Raw genomic sequence first — 19,235 nt, 5'->3', positions numbered from 1 at the left:
GAAAGCGCAGGGCAAAAAAAAGCCCCGGCGGATGGCCGAGGCTTCTTGTCGTCGCGAGCGCTGCTGGCGTCGCGGTCCGGAATGTGTGGTGGAGAGGATGAGGATCGAACTCACGACCTCCGCATTGCGAACGCGGCGCTCTCCCAGCTGAGCTACCCCCCCGACAAGGATCGGATTCTAGTCAGGACGTTCTCTTTTCCTCATGACCTGCCCATGATGTCGGGATTGCCGCCGTTCACATCAGCAGGTGCTCGCCCGCGTTGTCGCCGCCCAGGGTGACGTAGTTGACCTTGCGGATGTCCATCAACGCCTTGCCGCCCGCATAGCTGATGGAGCTCTGCACGTCCTGCTCCATCTCGACGAGCGTGTCGGCGAGCTTGCCCTTGATGGGTTCGAGGATGCGCTTGCCTTCCACGTGCTTGTACTCTCCCTTGTTGAAGTCGCTGGCCGAGCCGTAATACTCCTTGTAGAGCACGCCGTCGACCTCGACCGTCTTGCCGGGCGACTCCTCGTGGCCGGCGAACAGCGAGCCGATCATCACCATCGAGGCGCCGAAGCGCACGCTCTTGGCGATGTCGCCGTGGTCGCGGATGCCACCGTCCGCGATGATCGGCTTGGTCGCCACGCGCGCGCACCACTTGAGCGCGCTGAGCTGCCAGCCGCCGGTGCCGAAGCCGGTCTTGAGCTTGGTGATGCAGACCTTGCCCGGCCCGATGCCGACCTTGGTCGCGTCGGCGCCCCAGTTCTCCAGATCGATGACGGCCTCGGGCGTGCCGACGTTGCCGGCGATCACGAAGGACGCCGGCAGCTTCTGCTTGAGGTAGCCGATCATGTTCTTGACGCTGTCGGCATGGCCGTGGGCGATGTCGATGGTGACGTACTCGGGCGCCAAGCCGCCCTCGGCGAGGCGGTCGACGGTTTCGTAGTCGGCCGGTTTCACGCCCAGCGAGATGGAGGCGAACACGCCCTGGTCGCGCATGCGCCGCACGAACGCGACGTTGTCGAGGTCGAAGCGGTGCATGACGTAGAAGTAGCCGTTCTGCGCCAGCCACAGGCAGGTGGTCTCGTCGACCACCGTCTTCATGTTGGCCGGCACCACCGGCAGGCGGAAGCTGCGGCCGCCGAGCGCGACGCTGGCGTCGCACTCCGAACGGCTCTCGACGCGGCACTTGCGCGGCAGCAGGAGGATGTTGTCGTAGTCGAAGATCTGCATGGAACCAAGCTCCTGGAAGGGGAAGAGGGCGCCTCGGGACGATTCCCGGCGGCGCGGGCGCTTGGGGGTTGGCGTCCGGTCCTTCCCGCCGCGTCGAACGGCGGGCGAAAAAAAACCGGGCGTCAAGAAACTTGGGCCCGGTGATCGATTCTAGGACGGCAGCGACGGCCCGGTACCCCGGCTTTCGTATAGACCTCATTCGGCGCGCGGTGGGTCGCGCGGTGCGGCTTCCTACAATCGTCCGATGTCTCTCTTCGGCTCGCACGACGCCCCCGCCGGCGCCTCTTCCCCTGGCCCGGCCCACGCCGATCCAGCATCCTCTCCGCTGCTGGCCAACCTCAACCCCGAACAGCTCGCCGCCGTCACGCTGCCCGAAGGCAACGCGCTGATCCTCGCCGGTGCCGGTTCGGGCAAGACCCGGGTGCTGACCACCCGCATCGCCTGGCTGCTGCAGACCGGCCAGGTCTCGCCTGGCGGCATCCTGGCCGTGACCTTCACCAACAAGGCCGCCAAGGAAATGCTCACGCGATTGACGGCGATGCTGCCGGTCAACGCGCGCGGCATGTGGATCGGCACCTTCCACGGGCTGTGCAACCGCTTCCTGCGCTCGCACTGGAAGCTGGCGAACCTGCCCTCGACCTTCCAGATCCTCGACACCCAGGACCAGCTCTCGGCCATCAAGCGGCTGATGAAGCAGCACCAGGTCGACGACGAGCGCTTTCCGGCCAAGCAGACGCAGTGGTTCATCGCCGGCGCCAAGGAGGACGGATTGCGACCCGACGGCGTCGAGGCCCGCACCGAGGACGACCGCAAGAAGGTCGAGCTCTACCGGCTCTACGAGGAGCAATGCCAACGCGAGGGCGTGGTCGACTTCGGCGAGCTGATGCTGCGCAGCTACGAGCTGCTGCGCGACAACGACGCGGTGCGCGAGCACTACCAGCGGCGCTTCCGCCACATCCTGATCGACGAGTTCCAGGACACCAACCGCCTGCAGTACGCCTGGATCAAGATGCTCTCGGGCCACGTTGACCACGGGCAGTTCACGCCGGCGGCCCACAACAGCGTGATCGCCGTGGGTGACGACGACCAGAGCATCTACGCCTTCCGTGGCGCCCGGGTGGGCAACATGGCCGATTTCGTGCGCGAGTTCGACGTCCAGCGCCAGATCAAGCTGGAGCAGAACTACCGCAGCTACAGCCACATCCTCGACTCGGCCAACGCGCTCATCAGCCACAACACCAAGCGACTGGGCAAGAACCTGCGCACCGAGCAGGGCCCGGGCGAGCCGGTGCGCGTCTACGAGTCCACCAGCGACTTCGCCGAGGCGCAGTGGATGGTCGAGGAGATGCGGCAGCTCGTGCGCGAGGACGTCGAGCGCAAGGAGATCGCGGTGCTCTACCGCAGCAACGCGCAGAGCCGGGTGATCGAGACGGCGCTGTTCAACGCGGCCGTGCCCTACCGGGTGTACGGCGGCTTGCGCTTCTTCGAGCGCGCCGAGATCAAGCACGCGCTGGCCTACCTGCGGCTGATGGAGAACAAGGACGACGACACCAGCTTCCTGCGCATCGTCAACTTCCCGCCGCGCGGCATCGGCGCGCGCAGCATCGAGGTGCTGCAGGACACCGCGCGCGCGGCCGGGCGCTCGCTGCACGACGCCGTCAGCGCCGTGGGCGGCAAGGCGGGCGGCAACCTGTCGGCCTTCGTCGCCCGCATCGACGTGATGCGCGAGCAGACGGTGGGGCGCTCGCTGCGCGAGATCATCGAGATGGTCCTGGAGCACAGCGGCCTGGTCGAGCATTACAAGGCCGACCGCGAGGGCGCCGACCGCATCGAGAACTTGAACGAGCTGGTGAACGCGGCCGAGAGCTTCGTCACGCAGGAAGGCTTCGGGCGCGACGCCGTCGCGCTGCCGGTCGACGAACTGCGCCAGTCGCCAGCCAGCCAGGGGCTGGACCCGAACCTGACGTTGATCGACGAGCCGATCGAGACGCTGGCGCCCGACGCCGAGACCGGCGAGACGCTCAGTCCGCTCGCGGCCTTCCTGACGCACGCGGCCCTGGAGTCCGGCGACAACCAGGCCCAGGCCGGCCAGGACGCCATCCAGCTGATGACGGTGCACGCGGCCAAGGGCCTGGAATTCGACTGCGTCTTCATCACCGGCATGGAGGAGGGCCTGTTCCCGCACGAGAACTCCATGAGCGACCACGACGGCCTGGAGGAGGAGCGCCGGCTGATGTACGTGGCCATCACGCGCGCGCGCAAGCGCCTCTACATGAGCCATTCGCAGACGCGCATGCTGCACGGCCAGACGCGCTACAACGTCAAGAGCCGCTTCTTCGAGGAGCTGCCCGAGGAATCGCTGAAGTGGCTGACGCCGAAGAACCAGGGCTTCGCGCCCTCGGCCTTCGGCTATGGCGGCGGCTACGCGACATCGCGCGGCGCGGCCGGCGGGGGTGGCAGTGGGGGTGGCGGCTTCAGCAAGGACGCCTTCGCCAGCCCGCCGGTGCCGCCGCAGAAGTCGGCGCCTTCGCACGGCCTGCGCTCGGGCATGAAGGTGTTCCACAACAAGTTCGGCGAAGGCACCGTGACGGCGCTCGAAGGCGTGGGCGACGACGCCCGTGCGCAGATCAACTTTCCGCGCCACGGCGTGAAGTGGTTGGCGCTTTCGGTCGCCAAGCTGACGCCGGTGTGAGTCCCCGCTGATCCGGCTCCTACACTCCCGCGAAAAACGGGAGCGAGGGATGCGGTCGATCACAAGGGGTACGCGGTGTTCCGTCGCGTTGCTGGGGTGGCTGGCGGCCTGCGGGGCACAGGCACACACACAGGCACCAATTGCACTGCGAGGGCCCGGCCCTTTCCACAAGCTCGAACTGCCCCTCGCGATCCATGGCCGTGCCGCGTTCGGCGACCTGCGCGATCTGCGGGTGCGCAATGCGTCCGGACAGACGGTGCCGTGGGGCTGGCTCGATGACCCGCAGGCGACGAGCGACGCGACGACGACCACCGTCCGCGCCTCCCTGTTCGCGTTGGAAACGGCCCGTCCCGATTCGACGGCGCCGACACCGGTGTCCGCACGCGGCGATGCGGACGAATGGGTGATCGATACCGGCGAGATGGAAGGCGAGCGAGTCCGCGCGCGGTTCGAGCTCGCACCCGGACCCAGCGGGTTGTTCCCGTTCGCGCTGGACGCCAGCGACGACCTGCGCCGGTGGCGCGGCATCGACGCCGAAGGACAGATCGCGCGGCTGCAGCGGGGCCCGGCGCGCATCGAGCGGTCGAGCGTCGAACTCGGGCCGGTCGAAGCGCGATTCCTCCGCCTGCGCTGGAAACATCCGGAACGGGCGCCCCGGCTGGCGGCGGCCTGGATCGACATCGCGCAGCGGACCGTGGAGCCGCTGGCCTGGACCGCCGACATCGACCCCTCGGCCTGTGGCTTCGACGCCTGCGACTACCCGGTGCCGCGCGGACTGCCGGTGCGGAGCCTGCGCATCTCCTTGAACCAGTCCAACACGCTGGCGCCGCTGCGTGTCCTCGACGTCGATCGGCCGGCTGAGGAAACGCTGCTCGCCGAAGCCACGGTGTTCCGTCTGGACCGGTCGTCGGAAGAAACGCGTTCGGGCGCGATCGCCCTGGACGGCCGCTCCCACGCGGTGCTGCGCCTGCGCACCCAGGGGGCGATCGCGGCACTCGGGACGCGACCGCCCACCCTGTCGTACGGCGCCCGGCCGCCGACCCTGGTGTTCCTCGCGCAGGGGCGGCCACCTTTCACGCTGTCCTGGAACGAGGACAGCAGGACCGCGTTGCCGATGCCCCATGCCTTGCCGCTTCGGCAACTGATTCCAGGCGGATGGAGAAGCCGGCCGCCGAAGATCGATCCGGCGAGCGCGACCTTCGAAGACCCGGTCGATGAACCCTCGGATGCCGGTCCTTCCGCAGCCGCGTCTGCAGCGAACCCGTCGGACGAGACGGCCACGATCCGATCCGGAAGAACGTTTCCGGAAACCCACCCCTGGAGCGCGCTGGCCATCGTGGCGGTGCTGCTCACCGCGATGGTCTGGTCGTTGCTGCGTGCGATCGGGTCGACGCCCCGGGCCTGGATGTCGTCGTCGCGGTCCCTGACGCCGCAAGTCGACGATCGCCACCGCGTTGCCGCTATCGAGGCCCGTCGGCCGGCGCGTCGGCGTCGAACGTATCCCTGAACGAGAACCAGGCGCTGGTGAAGAACATCGCCGCCGTGATCAGCACGCCGCCGATCACCAGCGTGCCACCCGCCGCCGCGCCGGCGCCGTCGCCGCTGCCGAAGAGGCCCATGCCGGCCAGCAGCACGGTGATGAGGCTGAGCAGGATGCCGGCGCCCATGACGACGCCCATCCACACCAGGCCGAAGACCGACAGCGCGCCGAAGGTCCTGAAGCAGGCCACGAAGCTGAAGAACAGGCTCTTGGCCGGCGCGACGCGATGCCAGTGGACCAGCGCCGGCGCATGCCAGAAGGCCAGCGACAGCGGCAGGTAGAACGCCAGCGACAGCCACAGGGCGCCCTGGAAGGCACCGCTCTCGGCCATCTCGCGGCTGACCGGCTCGCCCAGCAGGTAGGCGCGGGCGAACTGGCCGCCGTCGACCAGCGCCGAGATCCCCACCACCAGCAGGAACAGCACCGCGTACAGGGCACCGAGCACCGCCAGCGGCCGCACGTCGGCGCGCACGGCCTGGAAGGCGGTCGCGAAGAGGCTGGCCGAACTCGGCTGGGCACCGATCGCCGACACCGCCGCGGCGGCCGCCATGAGACCCAGCGTCATGGTCGGCAGCAGCATCAGCGCGAGCACCGTGCCAACCAGCGGCAGCTGCGAGGCCAGCGACACCACCGCCATGAAGAACATGAACAGCGCCATGAAGGCCAGCGGACGCTTGGCGAAGGTCTGGAGACCGCTGCGGACCCAGGTGGCGCCCGTGCGGGCCGGGACGAGGTTGAGTTTCATCGGTTCCGTTCAGGCACCCAGGGTTTCGGCCACGGCCGCCAGCGGCGTGCGCACGCGCTCGCGCAGCACGCGCTCGAAATGCGTCGGATCGTGCGCCTTGAGCATGCTGGCCTCGCGCGGCAGGTGGAAATCCCACAGCCGCGAGATCCAGAAGCGCAGCGCGGCGGCGCGCAGCATGGCCGGCAGCAGTGCGCGCTCGGCGCCGGTGAGCGGCCGCACCGTGGCGTAGGCCTCCAGCAGCGCGTTCGTGCGTTCGGCGTCGCTCCGGCCGGTCGACAGGTCGACGGCCCAGTCGTTCAGACTCACGGCCAGATCGAACAGCCAGCTGTCGGTACCGGCGAAATAGAAGTCAAAGACGCCGCTCAGCCGGGGCGGCTCGCCGGCCTCGGCGGTGCCGGCGGCGAACATCGCGTTGTCGCGGAACAGGTCGGCATGCACCGGGCCGCGCGGCAGGGCGGCGTAGGACGACGAAGCGGCGACATGGTTCTGATAGGCCAGCTCGCTGCGCAGCAGGTCGGCCGCGGCGCCGTGGAGGTGGGGCAGCACGACCGGCGCGGTCTCGTTCCACCAGTCCAGGCCGCGCAGGTTGGGCTGCACGCGCGGGAAGTCGCGTCCCGCCAGATGCATGCGCGCCAGCCAGCGGCCGAGCTCGGCGCAATGCGCGGGACCGGGGGCCAGCACGCTGTGGCCGCTCAGGCGGTCGACCACGGCGGCGGGCTTGCCGGCCACGGTGTGCAGCAGCGCGCACGGGGCATCGGCAGGGGAAGCGAGCGGATGTCCGGTCGCGGGCGCCATCGCCGGGTCGGCCACCGGCGCCGGCACCGGGATGCCCCGGCTCGCCAGGTGCTCCATCAGGCACAGGTAGTAGGGCAGCTGCTGGGGACCCAGCCGCTCGAACAGCGTGAGCACGTACTCGCCGCGCTTGGTGGTGGCGAAGTAGTTGGTGTTCTCGATGCCGCCTTCGATGCCGCGCAATGCCGTCAGGGCTCCGAGGCCCAGGCGGCGCACGAGCGCGTCCGCCTCGTCGTGACCGACTTCGGTGTAGACCGCCACGCCGCGCTCAGAACTTCAGCAGGTTCCACACGCGGGCGCCGATGCCGCTGCTGCCGGTCTCGGCCTGGCCCTGGCGCTCGCGGCCACCGTCGTTGGGCAGCACCTCGTAGGCCGGCACGTTGGCCTTGGGCTGCACGGTGATGCTCTGGGTCTGGCCGCCGTAGCGGACCTCGTCGACCCGGGCGCCGTTGTCCTCGACGTGGATGTTCTCGATCTTCTGGTTGCGTCGGCCCTCCGCGCGGGTCTGCGCGGCATCGGTCGGCGCGACGCCCTGGGCCGCCGTCGAAGGGGTTCCTCCCGTCGCCGCCGGCAGCGCGCCGGTCTGGGCGCAGGCGGCCGCGGTCGAGAGGGCGCAGACGGTCGCCAGCAGGGCCTGGCGGAAGAGGGAGGAAGTAGAGGTGGCCATCTCGGGATTGTAGGTGCGCACCCCGGCCGCGCGTTGTCGGCGCGCGGTGCCGAAGGCTGCCGGCCGCCATGCCGCGCGCGGGCAGAATGAGGCGGATGACCGACAAGAAAACGCTGCTGCTCGTCGACGGATCGAGCTACCTCTATCGCGCCTTCCATGCCATGCCCGACCTGCGCGCCGTGCCCGGCGACGCCGCCAGCCCGGCCACCGGCGCCATCCGCGGCATGATCAACATGATGCAGTCGCTGCGTCGCGAGGTCCGGGCCGACTATGCCGCCTGCGTCTTCGACGCACCGGGCAAGACCTTCCGCGACGACTGGTACCCCGACTACAAGGCCCACCGCTCGCCCATGCCCGACGACCTGCGCAGCCAGGTCGCGCCGATCCACGAGGTGGTGCGGCTGCTGGGCTGGCCGGTGCTGTGCGTGCCCGACGTGGAAGCCGACGACGTCATCGGCACGCTGGCCCGCACGGCCGCCGCCCAGGGCGTCGAGGTCATCGTCTCCAGCGGCGACAAGGACCTGAGCCAGCTGGTCGACGAGCACGTCACGATCATCGACACCATGAACGGCAAGCGGCGCGACGTCGCCGGCGTCACGGCCGAGTTCGGCGTGCCGCCCGCGCTGATGGTCGACTACCAGACGCTGGTGGGCGACACGGTCGACAACGTGCCCGGCGTCGACAAGGTCGGCCCGAAGACGGCCGCCAAGTGGCTGCTGCAGTACGGTTCGCTCGACGCCCTGATGGAACACGCCGCCGAGATCAAGGGCCAGGCCGGCGAGAACCTGCGCAAGGCGGTCGACTGGCTGCCGCAGGGCCGCCGGCTGGTGACCATCCGCACCGACTGCGACCTGGGCGGCCACGTCGAGGGCCTGCCCGCGCTGGAAGGCATCGCCATCGGCGCGCAGCAGGTCGACGCGCTCAAGGCCTTCTACGAGCGCTACGGCTTCAAGAGCCTGGCGCGCACGCTGGAGGCGCACGCGGTGCCGCCCGAGCTGATCGCGCAGAACAAGAAGAAGAAAGGCCCCGAGGCCAGCGGCGGCCTGTTCGACGAGCCCGAGGCGGAGGCCGCCGAGAAGGCCTCCAACCTCGCCTACGACACGATCCTGACCTGGGAGATGTTCGACGCCTGGATGGCCAGGATCGACGCCGCCGCGCTGGTGGCGGTCGACACCGAGACCGATTCGCTCGACGAGATGCGCGCCCGGATCGTCGGCGTGAGCTTCAGCGTCGAGCCGGGCGCCGCCGCCTACGTCCCGCTGGCGCACGACTACGCCGACGTGCCCGCGCAGCTGCCCATGGACGAGGTGCTCGCGCGCCTGAAGCCCTGGCTGGAGGACCCGGCGCGGCCCAAGCTCGGCCAGAACGTCAAGTACGACCGCCACGTCTTCGCCAACCACGGCATCGAGGTGCGCGGCTACGCCCACGACACCATGCTGCAGAGCTACGTGCTGGAGGTCCACAAGCCGCACGGCCTGGCCAGCCTGGCCGAGCGCCACCTGGGACGCGGCGGCATCGACTACGAGGACCTCTGCGGCAAGGGCGCCAAGCAGATCCCGTTCGCGCAGGTGTCGATCGACAAGGCGGCCGAGTACTCGAGCGAGGACAGCGACCAGACGCTGGACGTGCATCGCGTGCTGTGGCCGCAGATCGAGGCCGACGAGAAGCTGCGCTTCGTCTACCAACTGGAGATGCGCAGCAGCGAGGCGCTGTTCCGCATCGAGCGCAACGGCGTGCTGATCGACGCCGCCCGGCTCGCCGCGCAGAGCCACGACCTGGGCACGCGCATCATGGCGCTGGAGCAGGAGGCCTACGAGCTCGCCGGCCAGCCCTTCAACCTCGGCAGCCCGAAGCAGATCGGCGAGATCTTCTTCACCAAGCTGGGCCTGCCGATCGTCAAGAAGACCCCCAGCGGCGCGCCCAGCACCGACGAGGAGGTGCTGGAGAAGCTGGCCGAGGACTTCCCGCTGCCGGCCAAGCTGCTCATGCACCGCAGCCTGTCCAAGCTCAAGGGCACCTACACCGACAAGCTCGGCCAGCTCGCCAACCCGCGCAGCGGCCGCGTCCACACGCACTACGCGCAGGCCGTGGCGGTGACCGGGCGCCTGAGCAGCAACGACCCCAACCTGCAGAACATCCCGATCCGCACGGCCGAGGGCCGGCGCGTGCGCGAGGCCTTCGTGGCGCCGTCGGGCCACGTGATCGCCAGCGCCGACTACTCGCAGATCGAGCTGCGCATCATGGCCCACATCAGCGGCGACGAATCGCTGCTGCGCGCCTTTACCGAGGGCATCGACGTGCACCGCGCGACGGCGGCCGAGGTCTTCGGCACGCCGGTGGACAAGGTCTCCAGCGAGCAGCGGCGCTACGCCAAGGTCATCAACTTCGGTCTCATCTACGGCATGAGCAGCTTCGGCCTGGCGAAGAACCTGGGCATCGAGACCAAGGCCGCCGCCTCCTACATCGACCGCTACTTCGCGCGCTACCCGGGCGTCAAGCGCTACATGGACGAGACCCGCGCCAGCGCGAAGGAGCAGGGCTACGTCGAGACCGTCTTCGGCCGGCGCCTCTACCTGCCCGAGATCAACTCGCCCAACGGACCGCGCCGCGGCGGCGCCGAGCGCGCGGCCATCAACGCGCCCATGCAGGGCACCGCCGCCGACCTGATCAAGCTGAGCATGGTCGCGGTGCAGGACGTGCTCGACGCCGAGGACCGGGCCACGAAGATGATCATGCAGGTGCACGACGAACTGGTCTTCGAGGTGCCCGAGGCCGAGGTCGACTGGGTGCGTGCCGAGATCCCGCGCCTGATGGCCGGCGTGGCCGAGCTCAAGGTGCCGCTGCTGGCCGAACTGGGCATCGGCCCCAACTGGGATCAAGCCCATTGATCGCCCCCGACCGCCAGGAATTTCCGTCCCTCGTTCCGATGAAAGTCGCCATGACCGCACCTCGTTTCCTCGTTCGACGCTCCGGCCTGGCGCTGCTGTGCGCCGCCGCGTGCGCCTTCGGTTCCGCCGCCCACGCCGCGCCCGATGCCCGCATCGCCGAACTGGCGGCCCGCGAGAGGCAGCCGCTGCTCGAATCGCTCTCGCAGCTCGTGGGCATCGAGTCGGGCAGTCGCGACCTCGAGGGCCTCGACAGGATCGCCGGGCTCATCGCCGGCCGGCTGCGCGCGCTCGGCGGCGAGGTCGAGCTGATCGAGCCGGGCAGCGCGGCCGCGCCGCAGGTCTACCGCATGGAGGACACGCCCGAGAAGATCGGCAAGGTCGTGAAGGCCACCTTCAAGGGCACGGGCACGAAGAGGATCATGCTCATCGCCCACATGGACACGGTCTACCAGCGCGGCATGCTCGCCGGCCAGCCGTTCCGCGTCGAGGGCGACAAGGCCTACGGGCTTGGCATCGCCGACGACAAGCAGGGCATCGCGGTGATCCTGCACGCGCTGGCCATGCTGCGCCAGCTCGACTTCCGGGAGTACGGCACGCTCACGGTGCTGATCAACGGCGACGAGGAGATCAGCTCGCCGGGTTCGCGCGCGCTCATCACGCAGCAGGGCGCCATGCACGACGCGGTGCTCTCGCACGAGGGCGCCTCGATCGCCCAGGACACCCTGTCGCTGGCGACAGCGGGCATCGGCGCGGTCTCGCTCACGGTGAAGGGCAAGGCCTCGCACGCCGGCTCGGCGCCCGAGCGCGGCGTCAACGCCTTCTACGAGATGGCGCACCAGGTGCTGCAGATGCGCGACCTGTCCGATCCGGCCACCGGCCTGAAGCTGAACTGGACCACCGCCCAGGCCGGCACCAACCGCAACGTGATCCCGGCCCTGGCCACGGCGACCGCCGACGTGCGCGTCACCCGGGTCGCCGACTACGACCGCGTCGAGAAGGCGATCGCCGAGCGCGTGAAGAACCAGCTGGTGCCCGAGGCGCAGGTCGAAGCCCGCTTCGAGCGCCGCCGCCCGCCGCTGGAGTCGAGCGCCGCGTCGCTCGCGCTGGCCCGGCACGCGCAGGGCATCTACGGCGAACTCGGCCGGCGCCTGGCGGCCGACGACAAGGTCGCCGGCGGCGGCACCGACGCCGCCTTCGCCGGGCTCTCGACCAGGGCGGCCGTGGTCGAGCGCTTCGGCCTGCAGGGCTTCGGCGCCCACTCGGCCGATGCCGAGTACGTGCTGCTCGATTCGATCGAGCCGCGGCTCTACCTCGTCACGCGCCTGATCGTCGACATCTCGCGCGGCAAGGCCGGGCTGTGACGGCCGCGCCACGTCCCGATCCTCGAACCGCCCGCATCGCTTCCATCAACGCTTCACGCTCCATCACCCCGTCATGAAGAAATCCCCGTCCCTCCCGTCGTCCGTCCGTTCCCTGATCCTGGCCGCCATCGCCGCCACGGCCGCCGTCGCCCACGCCGAGGTCGTCGTCAAGGACGCCTGGGTGCGCGCCACCGTGCCGCAGCAGAAGGCCACCGGCGTCTTCATGCGGCTCGACGCCTCGGCCGACAGCCGCCTGGTCTCCGTCGCCACGCCCCTCACGCCGGTGGCCGAGGTGCACGAGATGAAGATGGAGGACGGCGTGATGCGCATGCGCCGCCTGCCGGCGCTCGACCTGCCCGCCGGCAAGCCCGTCGAGCTCACGCCGGGCGGCTACCACGTCATGCTGATGGACCTGAAGCAGCAGGTGAAGGCCGGCGAGACCGTGCCGCTGACCCTGGTCTTCGAGGGCAGGGACGGCCGGCGCGAGACGCGCGAGGTGACGGCGCAGGTGCGCGCGCTCGCCGCCGGTGCCGCCGCGGCGCCCGCCGCCGGTGCGCATGGCGCCCACGGCGACCACAAGCACTGACGCCGCGCGGCGCGGCAGGCATGGCGCGCCGCGGCGGTTGACACGCCGTCGTCCGACGCGCCCCGTCGCGGTTGTGGGCGACCATCGCGCGTCATCAACGCAAGGAGTGCCTTTCCATGTTCAGACTCATCGCGACGCTCGCGGTCGCAGGCGTCGTCGCCGCATGTGCGCAACCCGGCCCGACCGGCCCCATGTCGGCCAAGCCCATGCCCCCGGCCGGCGGCCCGATGGCCCCGGCGCCGATGGCGGCACCGGCACCGCCCCCGCCGCCGCCCGCGACGCCACCGGCCGCCCAGGTGTTCCGCCAGGCTCCGCTGCCCTACGCGCCCGACGCGCTGGAGCCGGTGATCGACAAGGCCACGATGGAGATCCACCACGGCCGCCATCACAAGGCCTACTACGACGCGCTCAACAACGCCGCGGCCTCCAGCCCCGAGGTGGCGCGCGCGAGCCTCGAGCAGCTCGTCGCCACGGCCTCGCGCCAGACGCTGGTGGTGCGCAACAACGCCGGCGGGGCCTGGAACCACGCCTTCTTCTGGAACATCATGGCGCCGGTCGGGCAGGGCGGTGCGCCGTCGCCCGCGCTGATGGCGCGCATCCAGGCCGACTTCGGCTCGATGGACACCCTGATGCGCCAGTTCAACCAGGCCGGCGCCTCGCGCTTCGGCTCGGGCTGGGCCTGGCTGATCGTCAAGGACGGCCGGCTCGCCGTGACCTCCACGCCCAACCAGGACAACCCGCTGATGGACCTGGCCGAAGTGCGCGGCACGCCGATCCTGGGCAACGACGTCTGGGAGCACGCCTACTACCTGAAGTACCAGAACCGCCGTGCCGACTACCTCTCCGCCTGGTGGCAAGTGGTGAACTGGAACGAGGTCAACCGCCGCTTCGCCGCCGCGTCCGCCGCCGCACCGGCCCCGGCGCGCTGATCCGCCTCCGTGTCCGCGCGGGGCCGGTGCGTGGATGCGCACCGGCCCCGCGTTCTTTCGTCCCCTTCTCCGACCTTCGCGGTCGTCCTCCGGAAAGCGATTCACCCATGTCCTCCTCGTTCCCATCGTCCGACGCCGGACGCAGCGACCTCGACGCCGAATTCGATTCCCTGCGCCCGGGCGCCAGCACGGCGGCGGGCGCGACGCGCCGCACCGCGCTGATGGCCGCGCTCGGCGTCGGCTACGCGGCGGCCGCCGTGCCCGTCGCGGCGCAGACCTTCATCACGACCCCGGCCGACGGCCTCGCGGCCGGCCCCGTCACCTACAGCGTCGACGGCTTCGACGTGCCGGCCTACGCCGCCGCGCCGGCGGGCAAGACCGGCCTGCCGGTGGTGCTGGTGATCCAGGAGATCTTCGGCGTGCACGAGTACATCGCCGACACCTGCCGGCGCTTCGCCAAGCTCGGCTACCTCGCCATCGCGCCGGAGCTCTACGCGCGCCAGGGCAATGCGCGCTCGTTCACCGAACTGCCGAAGCTGATGAGCGAGCTGGTCGCCAAGGTGCCCGACGCCCAGGTCATGGCCGACCTCGACGGCGCTTTGCGCTACGCGGCCACGCGCGGCGGCGACGTCTCGCGCGCCGGCATCATCGGCTTCTGCTGGGGCGGGCGCATCACGTGGCTGTACGCGGCCACCGGCAAGGTCAAGGCCGGCGTGGCGTGGTACGGGCGGCTGGTGGGCCAGCCGAGCGAGCTCATGCCGCGCAACCCGATCGACATCGCCGCGCAGCTGCAGGCGCCGGTGCTGGGGCTCTACGGCGGCAAGGACCAGGGCATCCCGCTCGACACGGTCGAGCGCATGAAGGCGGCACTGGCCACCGGTCCGGCCGCCGCGAAGGCCTCGCAGTTCGTCGTCTACCCGGAAGCCGGCCACGCCTTCCATGCCGACTACCGGCCGAGCTACGTCAAGGACGCGGCCGAGGACGGCTGGAAGCGCACGCTGGCCTGGTTCAAGGCCAACGGCGTCGCCTGACGCGGCGCGTCGCCGGGCGATGGCCGCCGCCGGGCGGCGAATCGTCGGCGGATGTCATGGGACACTCGGCGCCCGCCGTTTCTTCCCATCGCTGGCCCGCGGGCCAGAAAGTCCGTCGTCATGAACCTGTTCCTCATCCTCGCCGCCACGCTGGCCGCCGGCATCGGCAGCGTCTGGATCGCCGCGCTGCTCATGCGCGTGGGGGTGCGCAACGGGGGCAACGGCCTCAATGCCCAGCACCTTCTGAGCCTGGCCGCGGGCGCGCTGCTCGCCACCGCCTTCATGCACCTGCTGCCCGAGGCCTTCGAGGGCGGCGTCGAGCCCTCGCGCCTGTTCGCTGCGCTGCTCTTCGGCGTGGTGTGCTTCTTCCTGCTCGACAAGGCGGAGCTGTGGCACCACGGGCACGAGCACCATCACGGCGAGACGGCGCATGCCCATGATCACGGCCACGGCCACGGCCACGGCCACGGCCACGGCCACGGCCACGGCCACGGCCATGTCCACGCGCATGCCCATGGCGCGCCGCGCGCCGGCGGCTGGACGGTGCTGACGGGCGACAGCGTCCACTGCTTCGGCGACGGCATCCTGATCGCCTCGGCCTTCGCCGCCGACGTCCGCCTGGGGCTGGTGGCGGCCGTGTCGGTGCTGGCGCACGAGGTGCCGCACCACATCGGCGACCTGGTGGTGCTGCGCCAGACCTCGGCCAACGCGCGCGCGGCGGTCGTCAAGGTGTCGCTCGCCGGCACGATGACGGCGCTGGGCGGACTCATCGGCTGGTGGCTGGTCGACCGGCTCCACGGCTGGCTGCCGTACTTCCTGGTGCTGGCCAGCAGCAGCTTCATCTACGTGGCGCTGGCCGACCTCATCCCGCAGCTGCAGAAGAGCCTGCCGGCGCGCCAGACCGCGGCGCAGGTCGCGTGGCTGGCCATGGGCATCGCGGTGGTCACCCTGGTCAGCACGCTGGCGCATGGCGGCCACGACCACGGGCACGCCGATGACGACGCGCACGGCCATGGCACGGCCGAAGAGCGTCACCACGAGGGCGACGGCCACGACCACGGGCCCGGCGAGACGACGCCCCGGCGCGCGGTGCCGACATCGGCACCGATGCGCTGAGCGTCCGGCCCACCGGTACGCCGCCGGGGTCCGGGGAAGGGTTTCTCCGACAAGCGAGTGGCCGGCCGGCTGTTGCGCTGCGGCGGACCCGGGCGCAGCATGGTCGTTCTTTCCACACACGCAGACAGGGACCCCTCATGACCCACCCCGACCCCACGCTCCGCACCGGCTCGCCGACCCGGGAGGCCGGCGAACTGCCCCTGCTCGGCGATGGCTTCGATGCGCCCGATGAACTGGATTCGGCCGCGCCCGACGAACTGGAGGAAGAGACCGGCATCGACCTGACCGATGCCAGCGACCTCGACGCCGACAACGTGCCGGCCGACGAGGAGAGCGAGCGCGTCGTCCACGCGCCCGACTGAGGTTTCAGCCGGGCACTCGGATCCTCAGGGCTGCGCGCCCTGGCGCGTCGGCAGGCCCGGCGTGCTGCTCCACTCGCTCCAGCTGCCCGCGTAGAGCGCCGTCGGACCCAGTCCGGCGATCTGCATCGCCAGCAGGTTCGGCACGGCGCTGACGCCGCTGCCGCACTGGTGCACCACGGTCGACGGGTCGCGGTCGCCGAGCAGACGTTCGAACTCCTGCCGCAGTTGCGCCGCCGGCTTGAACTTGCCTTCGGCGCCCAGGTTCTCGGAGAAGGGCCGGTTCAGCGCGCCGGGAATGTGGCCGGCGATCGGGTCGAGCGGCTCGACCTCGCCCCGGTAGCGCGCGCCGGCACGGGCGTCGATCAGGGTCTGGCCGGACCCGTCCAGGCCCTTCAGGACTTCCTGCGTGCCCACCAGCGGCAGCAGCGGATCGGCCGGCACGAAGTTCGACTGGAAATGCGCCGGCTCGACCCGGTCGGTCACCGCGCCGCCGGCGGCCTGCCAGGCCTGCAGGCCACCGTCGAGCACCGCCACGGCGTCGTGCCCCATCCACTTGAGCATCCACCACAGGCGGCCGCAGAAGTTGGCGCCGTTGCGGTCGTAGACCACGGCCTGCATGTCGTTGCGGAAACCGACGCTGGAGAGCCAGGCCGAGAAGCGTTCGCGGCTGGGCAGCGGATGGCGCCCGCCCGAGGCGGGGACGCCGTCGTCCTGCGCCACCACCACGCCGTGGCGGCCCGGCACCCCGTGGCGGGCGCTCAGGTCGGTGTCGAGGTTGGCGTGGACGGCACCGGGAATGTGCGCCGCCTGGTATTGCGCCGGGCCGGCGTCTGGCTTCATCAGGTCGAAGCTGCAGTCGAAGACCATCGACGGGGCGCCGTCCGCCTTCAGTGCCAGGAGTTCTTCCGCGGAGATCAGTGTGGTGTGCATGTGGGTACCCTGCGTGCGAGGTTGGGGCGCCCACCGGCGGCGGGCGTCGTCAGCGTTCTTCGGCGGGCGCACGGGGCAGCGAGCGCTGCCGCAGGACCGTGGCGGCGATGCCGCTGGCGATGATCAGCGCCATGCCGGCCCAGCCGAGCGCGTCGATGCGATCGTCGAAGAGCACCACACTGTAGATCGCCGCGAAGACGATGCCCGAGTACTGCAGGTTGGCCACGACCAGCGTGCCGTTTTCCGTCCGGGCCGACGCGTAGGCGCGCGTCATGCACAACTGGCCGCCCGAGGCCAGCAACCCCACCGGCACCAGCCACAGGGCATGGCCCCAGGTCCACTGGCTCCAGGGCGTGAAGCCCGTCAGCACCGTCGCGAGCCCGCCCGCCACGGCCGAGCCGACGGCGAAATAGAACACCGTGCGCGCCTCGGGCTCGCCCAGGCGCGACAGCGCCACGACCTGCATATAGGCGAAGGCGGCCGTCAGGCCCGACATCAGGCCGACCGCGCCGGCCAGCCCGCTGGCGCCCGCTGTGTCGCCGACGTCGGGCTTGAGGATCATCACCACGCCGCCGAAGCCGGCGAGCACGGTCGTCACCAGGGCGCCCTGCAGGGGCGGACGCGCCACGCCGCCGTCGCGGCCGGGCACCGGCACCCAGGCCAGCAACGCGCCGCCGACCAGGAAGGCGGCGATCCAGACGCTGCTCATGTAGTTGAGCGTCATGGCGGTGGCCAGCGGCAGGTGCGCGATGGCGTAGAACCACGCGCCCAGCGACACCACGCCGACGGTGCTGCGCCAGGCGTGCATGCCCGGATGGCGCGTGGCCAGCGAGACGCCGCTGGCGCGCGCGAGCAGCCACAGGAACACGATGCTGATCAGCCCGCGGTAGAGCACCAGCTCGGCGCTGGAGAACCATTGCGAGGCGATCTTCACGCACACGCCCATGCTGGCGAACAGCAGGGCGGCCAGCACCATCCACAGGGCCTGCATCGCGTGCTCAGGCCCCGGCGCGCGGCGTGCGCCGCGTCATGCGAGCGACTGCGCCATCTCGCGGCGGTACCACTCGTGGAACTGCTGCATGCCGTCTTCCATCGGGCTCTGGTAGGGGCCGGTCTCGTTGTCGCCGCGCAGCATCAGGGCGCGGCGCCCGGCGTCCATGCGCTCGGCGATCTCGTCGTCCTCGACGCAGGTCTCCATGTAGGCGGCCTGCTGGGCCTCGATGAACTCGCGCTCGAAGGCGACGATCTCCTCGGGGTAGAAGAACTCCACCATGTTGAGCGTCTTCTGCGGACCGACCGGATGCAGGGTCGACACCGTGAGCACGTGCGGATACCACTCGATCATCACGTGCGGGTAGTAGGTCAGCCAGATGGCGCCGTACTTGGGCGGCTGGCCGTCGCGGTACTGCAGCAGCTGCTCCTGCCACTTCTGGTAGACCGGACTGCCGGCGCGGCCGAGCCGGTTGGCCACGCCCACGGTCTGCACGGAGAAATCGCGCGCGAATTCCCAGCGCAGGTCGTCGCAGGTGACGAAGCTGCCCAGGCCGGGATGGAACGGGCCGACGTGGTAGTCCTCGAGGTAGACCTCGACGAAGGTCTTCCAGTTGTAGTTGCACTCGTGCAGCTCGACGCGGTCGAGCGCGTAGCCGGAGAAGTCGAGGTCCGCGCGCGGGCCCAGGCCGGCGAAGTCGGCCGCCACGTCGCGCCCGCTGCCGTCGCGATTCTTCTCGAACAGCAGGCCGTTCCACTCCTCCAGCGGATAGTTGTGGAGGTTCAGGCACGGGTCCTGCGCGAAGTGCGGCGCGCCGATGAGCGTGCCGGTGGTGCGCGGGTCCGACGCGGCGTAGGTCCAGCGGTGCAGCGGGCAGACGATGTTGCCGCCGGCGCCCGCGTCGAGCGCGCCGCGGCCCTGCAGGATCGTGGCCTGCCGGTGGCGGCAGACGTTGGAGATCAGCTCCACGCCCTTGGGCGTGTGGACCAGTGCGCGGCCCTGGTGCTCCTGGGGCAGCGTGTGGAAGTCGCCTCTTTCGGGCACCGCCAGCCGATGGCCGACGTAGCGCGGACCGTTGGCGAAGAGGGTATGCAGTTCGCGGGCGTAGAGCGCCTCGTCGAAGTACGCGGAAACCGGAAGTTGGCTCTGGGCCTTCTGCAGTTGAAGACTTAAATCAGACATGGGTGACCTGACCAAGCTCCCCACAGGGAGAGAAAAGAAGGAGAAGGAAGGTGTCGCTGGCGAACCCGTCAGGCCCTGGAGCGGAGAAGGGCGGCGACCGCGAGGAACGATGCCGGCGGGGACCGGCAGGGGAGGGGCATTGTACCCGCCGGGTCCGCAATGCGGCGGCGCCCTAAAATGTTCGGCTTACCTCCAGGTTCCATCCAGACT

General features: G+C 70.4%; 16 protein-coding genes and 1 tRNA gene. 9 read left to right on the top strand and 8 right to left on the bottom strand.

Features of this window, described 5'->3' with window-relative positions; translation table 11 throughout:
* Positions 1-86: 86 nt before the first annotated feature.
* Positions 87-162, bottom strand: a tRNA-Ala gene (locus tag ABID77_RS06295).
* Positions 163-235: 73 nt separating this feature from the next.
* Positions 236-1,213: a GMP reductase gene (locus tag ABID77_RS06290; protein ID WP_429592411.1), complete on the bottom strand. Its 978-nt coding sequence runs from the start codon at positions 1,211-1,213 to the stop codon at positions 236-238.
* Positions 1,214-1,457: 244 nt separating this feature from the next.
* Between ABID77_RS06290 and ABID77_RS06285 the strand changes: the two genes are divergently transcribed.
* Both ABID77_RS06285 and ABID77_RS06280 read left to right on the top strand, forming a co-directional pair.
* Positions 1,458-3,905: a UvrD-helicase domain-containing protein gene (locus tag ABID77_RS06285; RefSeq protein ID WP_429592408.1), complete on the top strand. Its 2,448-nt coding sequence runs from the start codon at positions 1,458-1,460 to the stop codon at positions 3,903-3,905.
* Positions 3,906-3,954: 49 nt separating this feature from the next.
* Complete coding sequence (locus ABID77_RS06280; RefSeq protein ID WP_429592405.1) at positions 3,955-5,412, top strand: DUF3999 family protein; 1,458 nt, start codon at positions 3,955-3,957, stop codon at positions 5,410-5,412.
* On the opposite strand, the gene ABID77_RS06275 is transcribed toward ABID77_RS06280, so the two are convergent.
* From ABID77_RS06275 to ABID77_RS06265, 3 genes are read right to left on the bottom strand one after another with little or no spacing between them, the layout of a single operon-like run.
* The gene (locus tag ABID77_RS06275; protein ID WP_429592403.1) at positions 5,366-6,190 is read right to left on the bottom strand and encodes a BPSS1780 family membrane protein; all 825 of its coding nucleotides are present in this window, start codon (positions 6,188-6,190) and stop codon (positions 5,366-5,368) included. The genes ABID77_RS06280 and ABID77_RS06275 overlap by 47 nt on opposite strands.
* A 9-nt stretch (positions 6,191-6,199) precedes the next feature.
* Complete coding sequence (locus ABID77_RS06270; protein ID WP_429592400.1) at positions 6,200-7,243, bottom strand: homoserine kinase; 1,044 nt, start codon at positions 7,241-7,243, stop codon at positions 6,200-6,202.
* Between the two features lie 7 nt (positions 7,244-7,250).
* Positions 7,251-7,649: a hypothetical protein gene (locus ABID77_RS06265; protein WP_429592397.1), complete on the bottom strand. Its 399-nt coding sequence runs from the start codon at positions 7,647-7,649 to the stop codon at positions 7,251-7,253.
* 95 nt (positions 7,650-7,744) lie between these two features.
* On the opposite strand from ABID77_RS06265, the gene polA reads away from it, so the two are divergent.
* The 7 genes from polA to ABID77_RS06230 all read left to right on the top strand — a co-directional run bounded on the left by polA (position 7,745) and on the right by ABID77_RS06230 (position 15,922).
* Positions 7,745-10,537, top strand: a complete 2,793-nt coding sequence (gene polA, locus ABID77_RS06260) for a DNA polymerase I (protein WP_429592394.1) — start codon at positions 7,745-7,747, stop codon at positions 10,535-10,537.
* Positions 10,538-10,587: 50 nt separating this feature from the next.
* Entirely contained in the window at positions 10,588-11,898 is a 1,311-nt protein-coding gene (locus ABID77_RS06255; protein ID WP_429592391.1) for a M20/M25/M40 family metallo-hydrolase, read from the top strand.
* 73 nt (positions 11,899-11,971) lie between these two features.
* The gene (locus ABID77_RS06250; RefSeq protein WP_429592388.1) at positions 11,972-12,484 is read left to right on the top strand and encodes a copper chaperone PCu(A)C; all 513 of its coding nucleotides are present in this window, start codon (positions 11,972-11,974) and stop codon (positions 12,482-12,484) included.
* Between the two features lie 242 nt (positions 12,485-12,726).
* Complete coding sequence (locus ABID77_RS06245; RefSeq protein ID WP_429593323.1) at positions 12,727-13,413, top strand: superoxide dismutase; 687 nt, start codon at positions 12,727-12,729, stop codon at positions 13,411-13,413.
* A 107-nt stretch (positions 13,414-13,520) separates the two neighbouring features.
* Positions 13,521-14,444 (top strand): dienelactone hydrolase family protein, encoded by a 924-nt coding sequence (locus tag ABID77_RS06240; protein WP_429592386.1) that lies wholly within the window; start codon positions 13,521-13,523, stop codon positions 14,442-14,444.
* A gap of 120 nt (positions 14,445-14,564) precedes the next feature.
* Positions 14,565-15,560: a ZIP family metal transporter gene (locus tag ABID77_RS06235; RefSeq protein ID WP_429592383.1), complete on the top strand. Its 996-nt coding sequence runs from the start codon at positions 14,565-14,567 to the stop codon at positions 15,558-15,560.
* A 137-nt stretch (positions 15,561-15,697) separates the two neighbouring features.
* Positions 15,698-15,922, top strand: coding sequence for a hypothetical protein (locus ABID77_RS06230; RefSeq protein ID WP_429592380.1), 225 nt, complete (start codon positions 15,698-15,700; stop codon positions 15,920-15,922).
* A 24-nt stretch (positions 15,923-15,946) separates the two neighbouring features.
* Here the strand turns inward: ABID77_RS06230 and ABID77_RS06225 are convergent, their stop codons facing one another.
* From ABID77_RS06225 to ABID77_RS06215, 3 genes are read right to left on the bottom strand one after another with little or no spacing between them, the layout of a single operon-like run.
* Positions 15,947-16,852 carry a sulfurtransferase gene (locus ABID77_RS06225; protein ID WP_429592377.1) on the bottom strand — a complete coding sequence of 302 codons (906 nt, stop codon included), beginning with the start codon at positions 16,850-16,852 and terminating at the stop codon, positions 15,947-15,949.
* Positions 16,853-16,901: 49 nt separating this feature from the next.
* Positions 16,902-17,843, bottom strand: coding sequence for a DMT family transporter (locus ABID77_RS06220; RefSeq protein WP_429592374.1), 942 nt, complete (start codon positions 17,841-17,843; stop codon positions 16,902-16,904).
* A 36-nt stretch (positions 17,844-17,879) separates the two neighbouring features.
* Positions 17,880-19,025, bottom strand: coding sequence for an aromatic ring-hydroxylating oxygenase subunit alpha (locus ABID77_RS06215; protein ID WP_429592371.1), 1,146 nt, complete (start codon positions 19,023-19,025; stop codon positions 17,880-17,882).
* Positions 19,026-19,235 lie beyond the last annotated feature (210 nt).

The sequence above is a fragment of the Variovorax sp. PvP013 genome, from assembly GCF_050435945.1.
In the GTDB taxonomy this organism is placed as follows: Bacteria; Pseudomonadota; Gammaproteobacteria; order Burkholderiales; family Burkholderiaceae_C; genus Variovorax.
The sequence above is the reverse complement of the archived record's forward strand: the minus strand, read 5'-3'. Positions and strand labels throughout refer to the sequence as shown.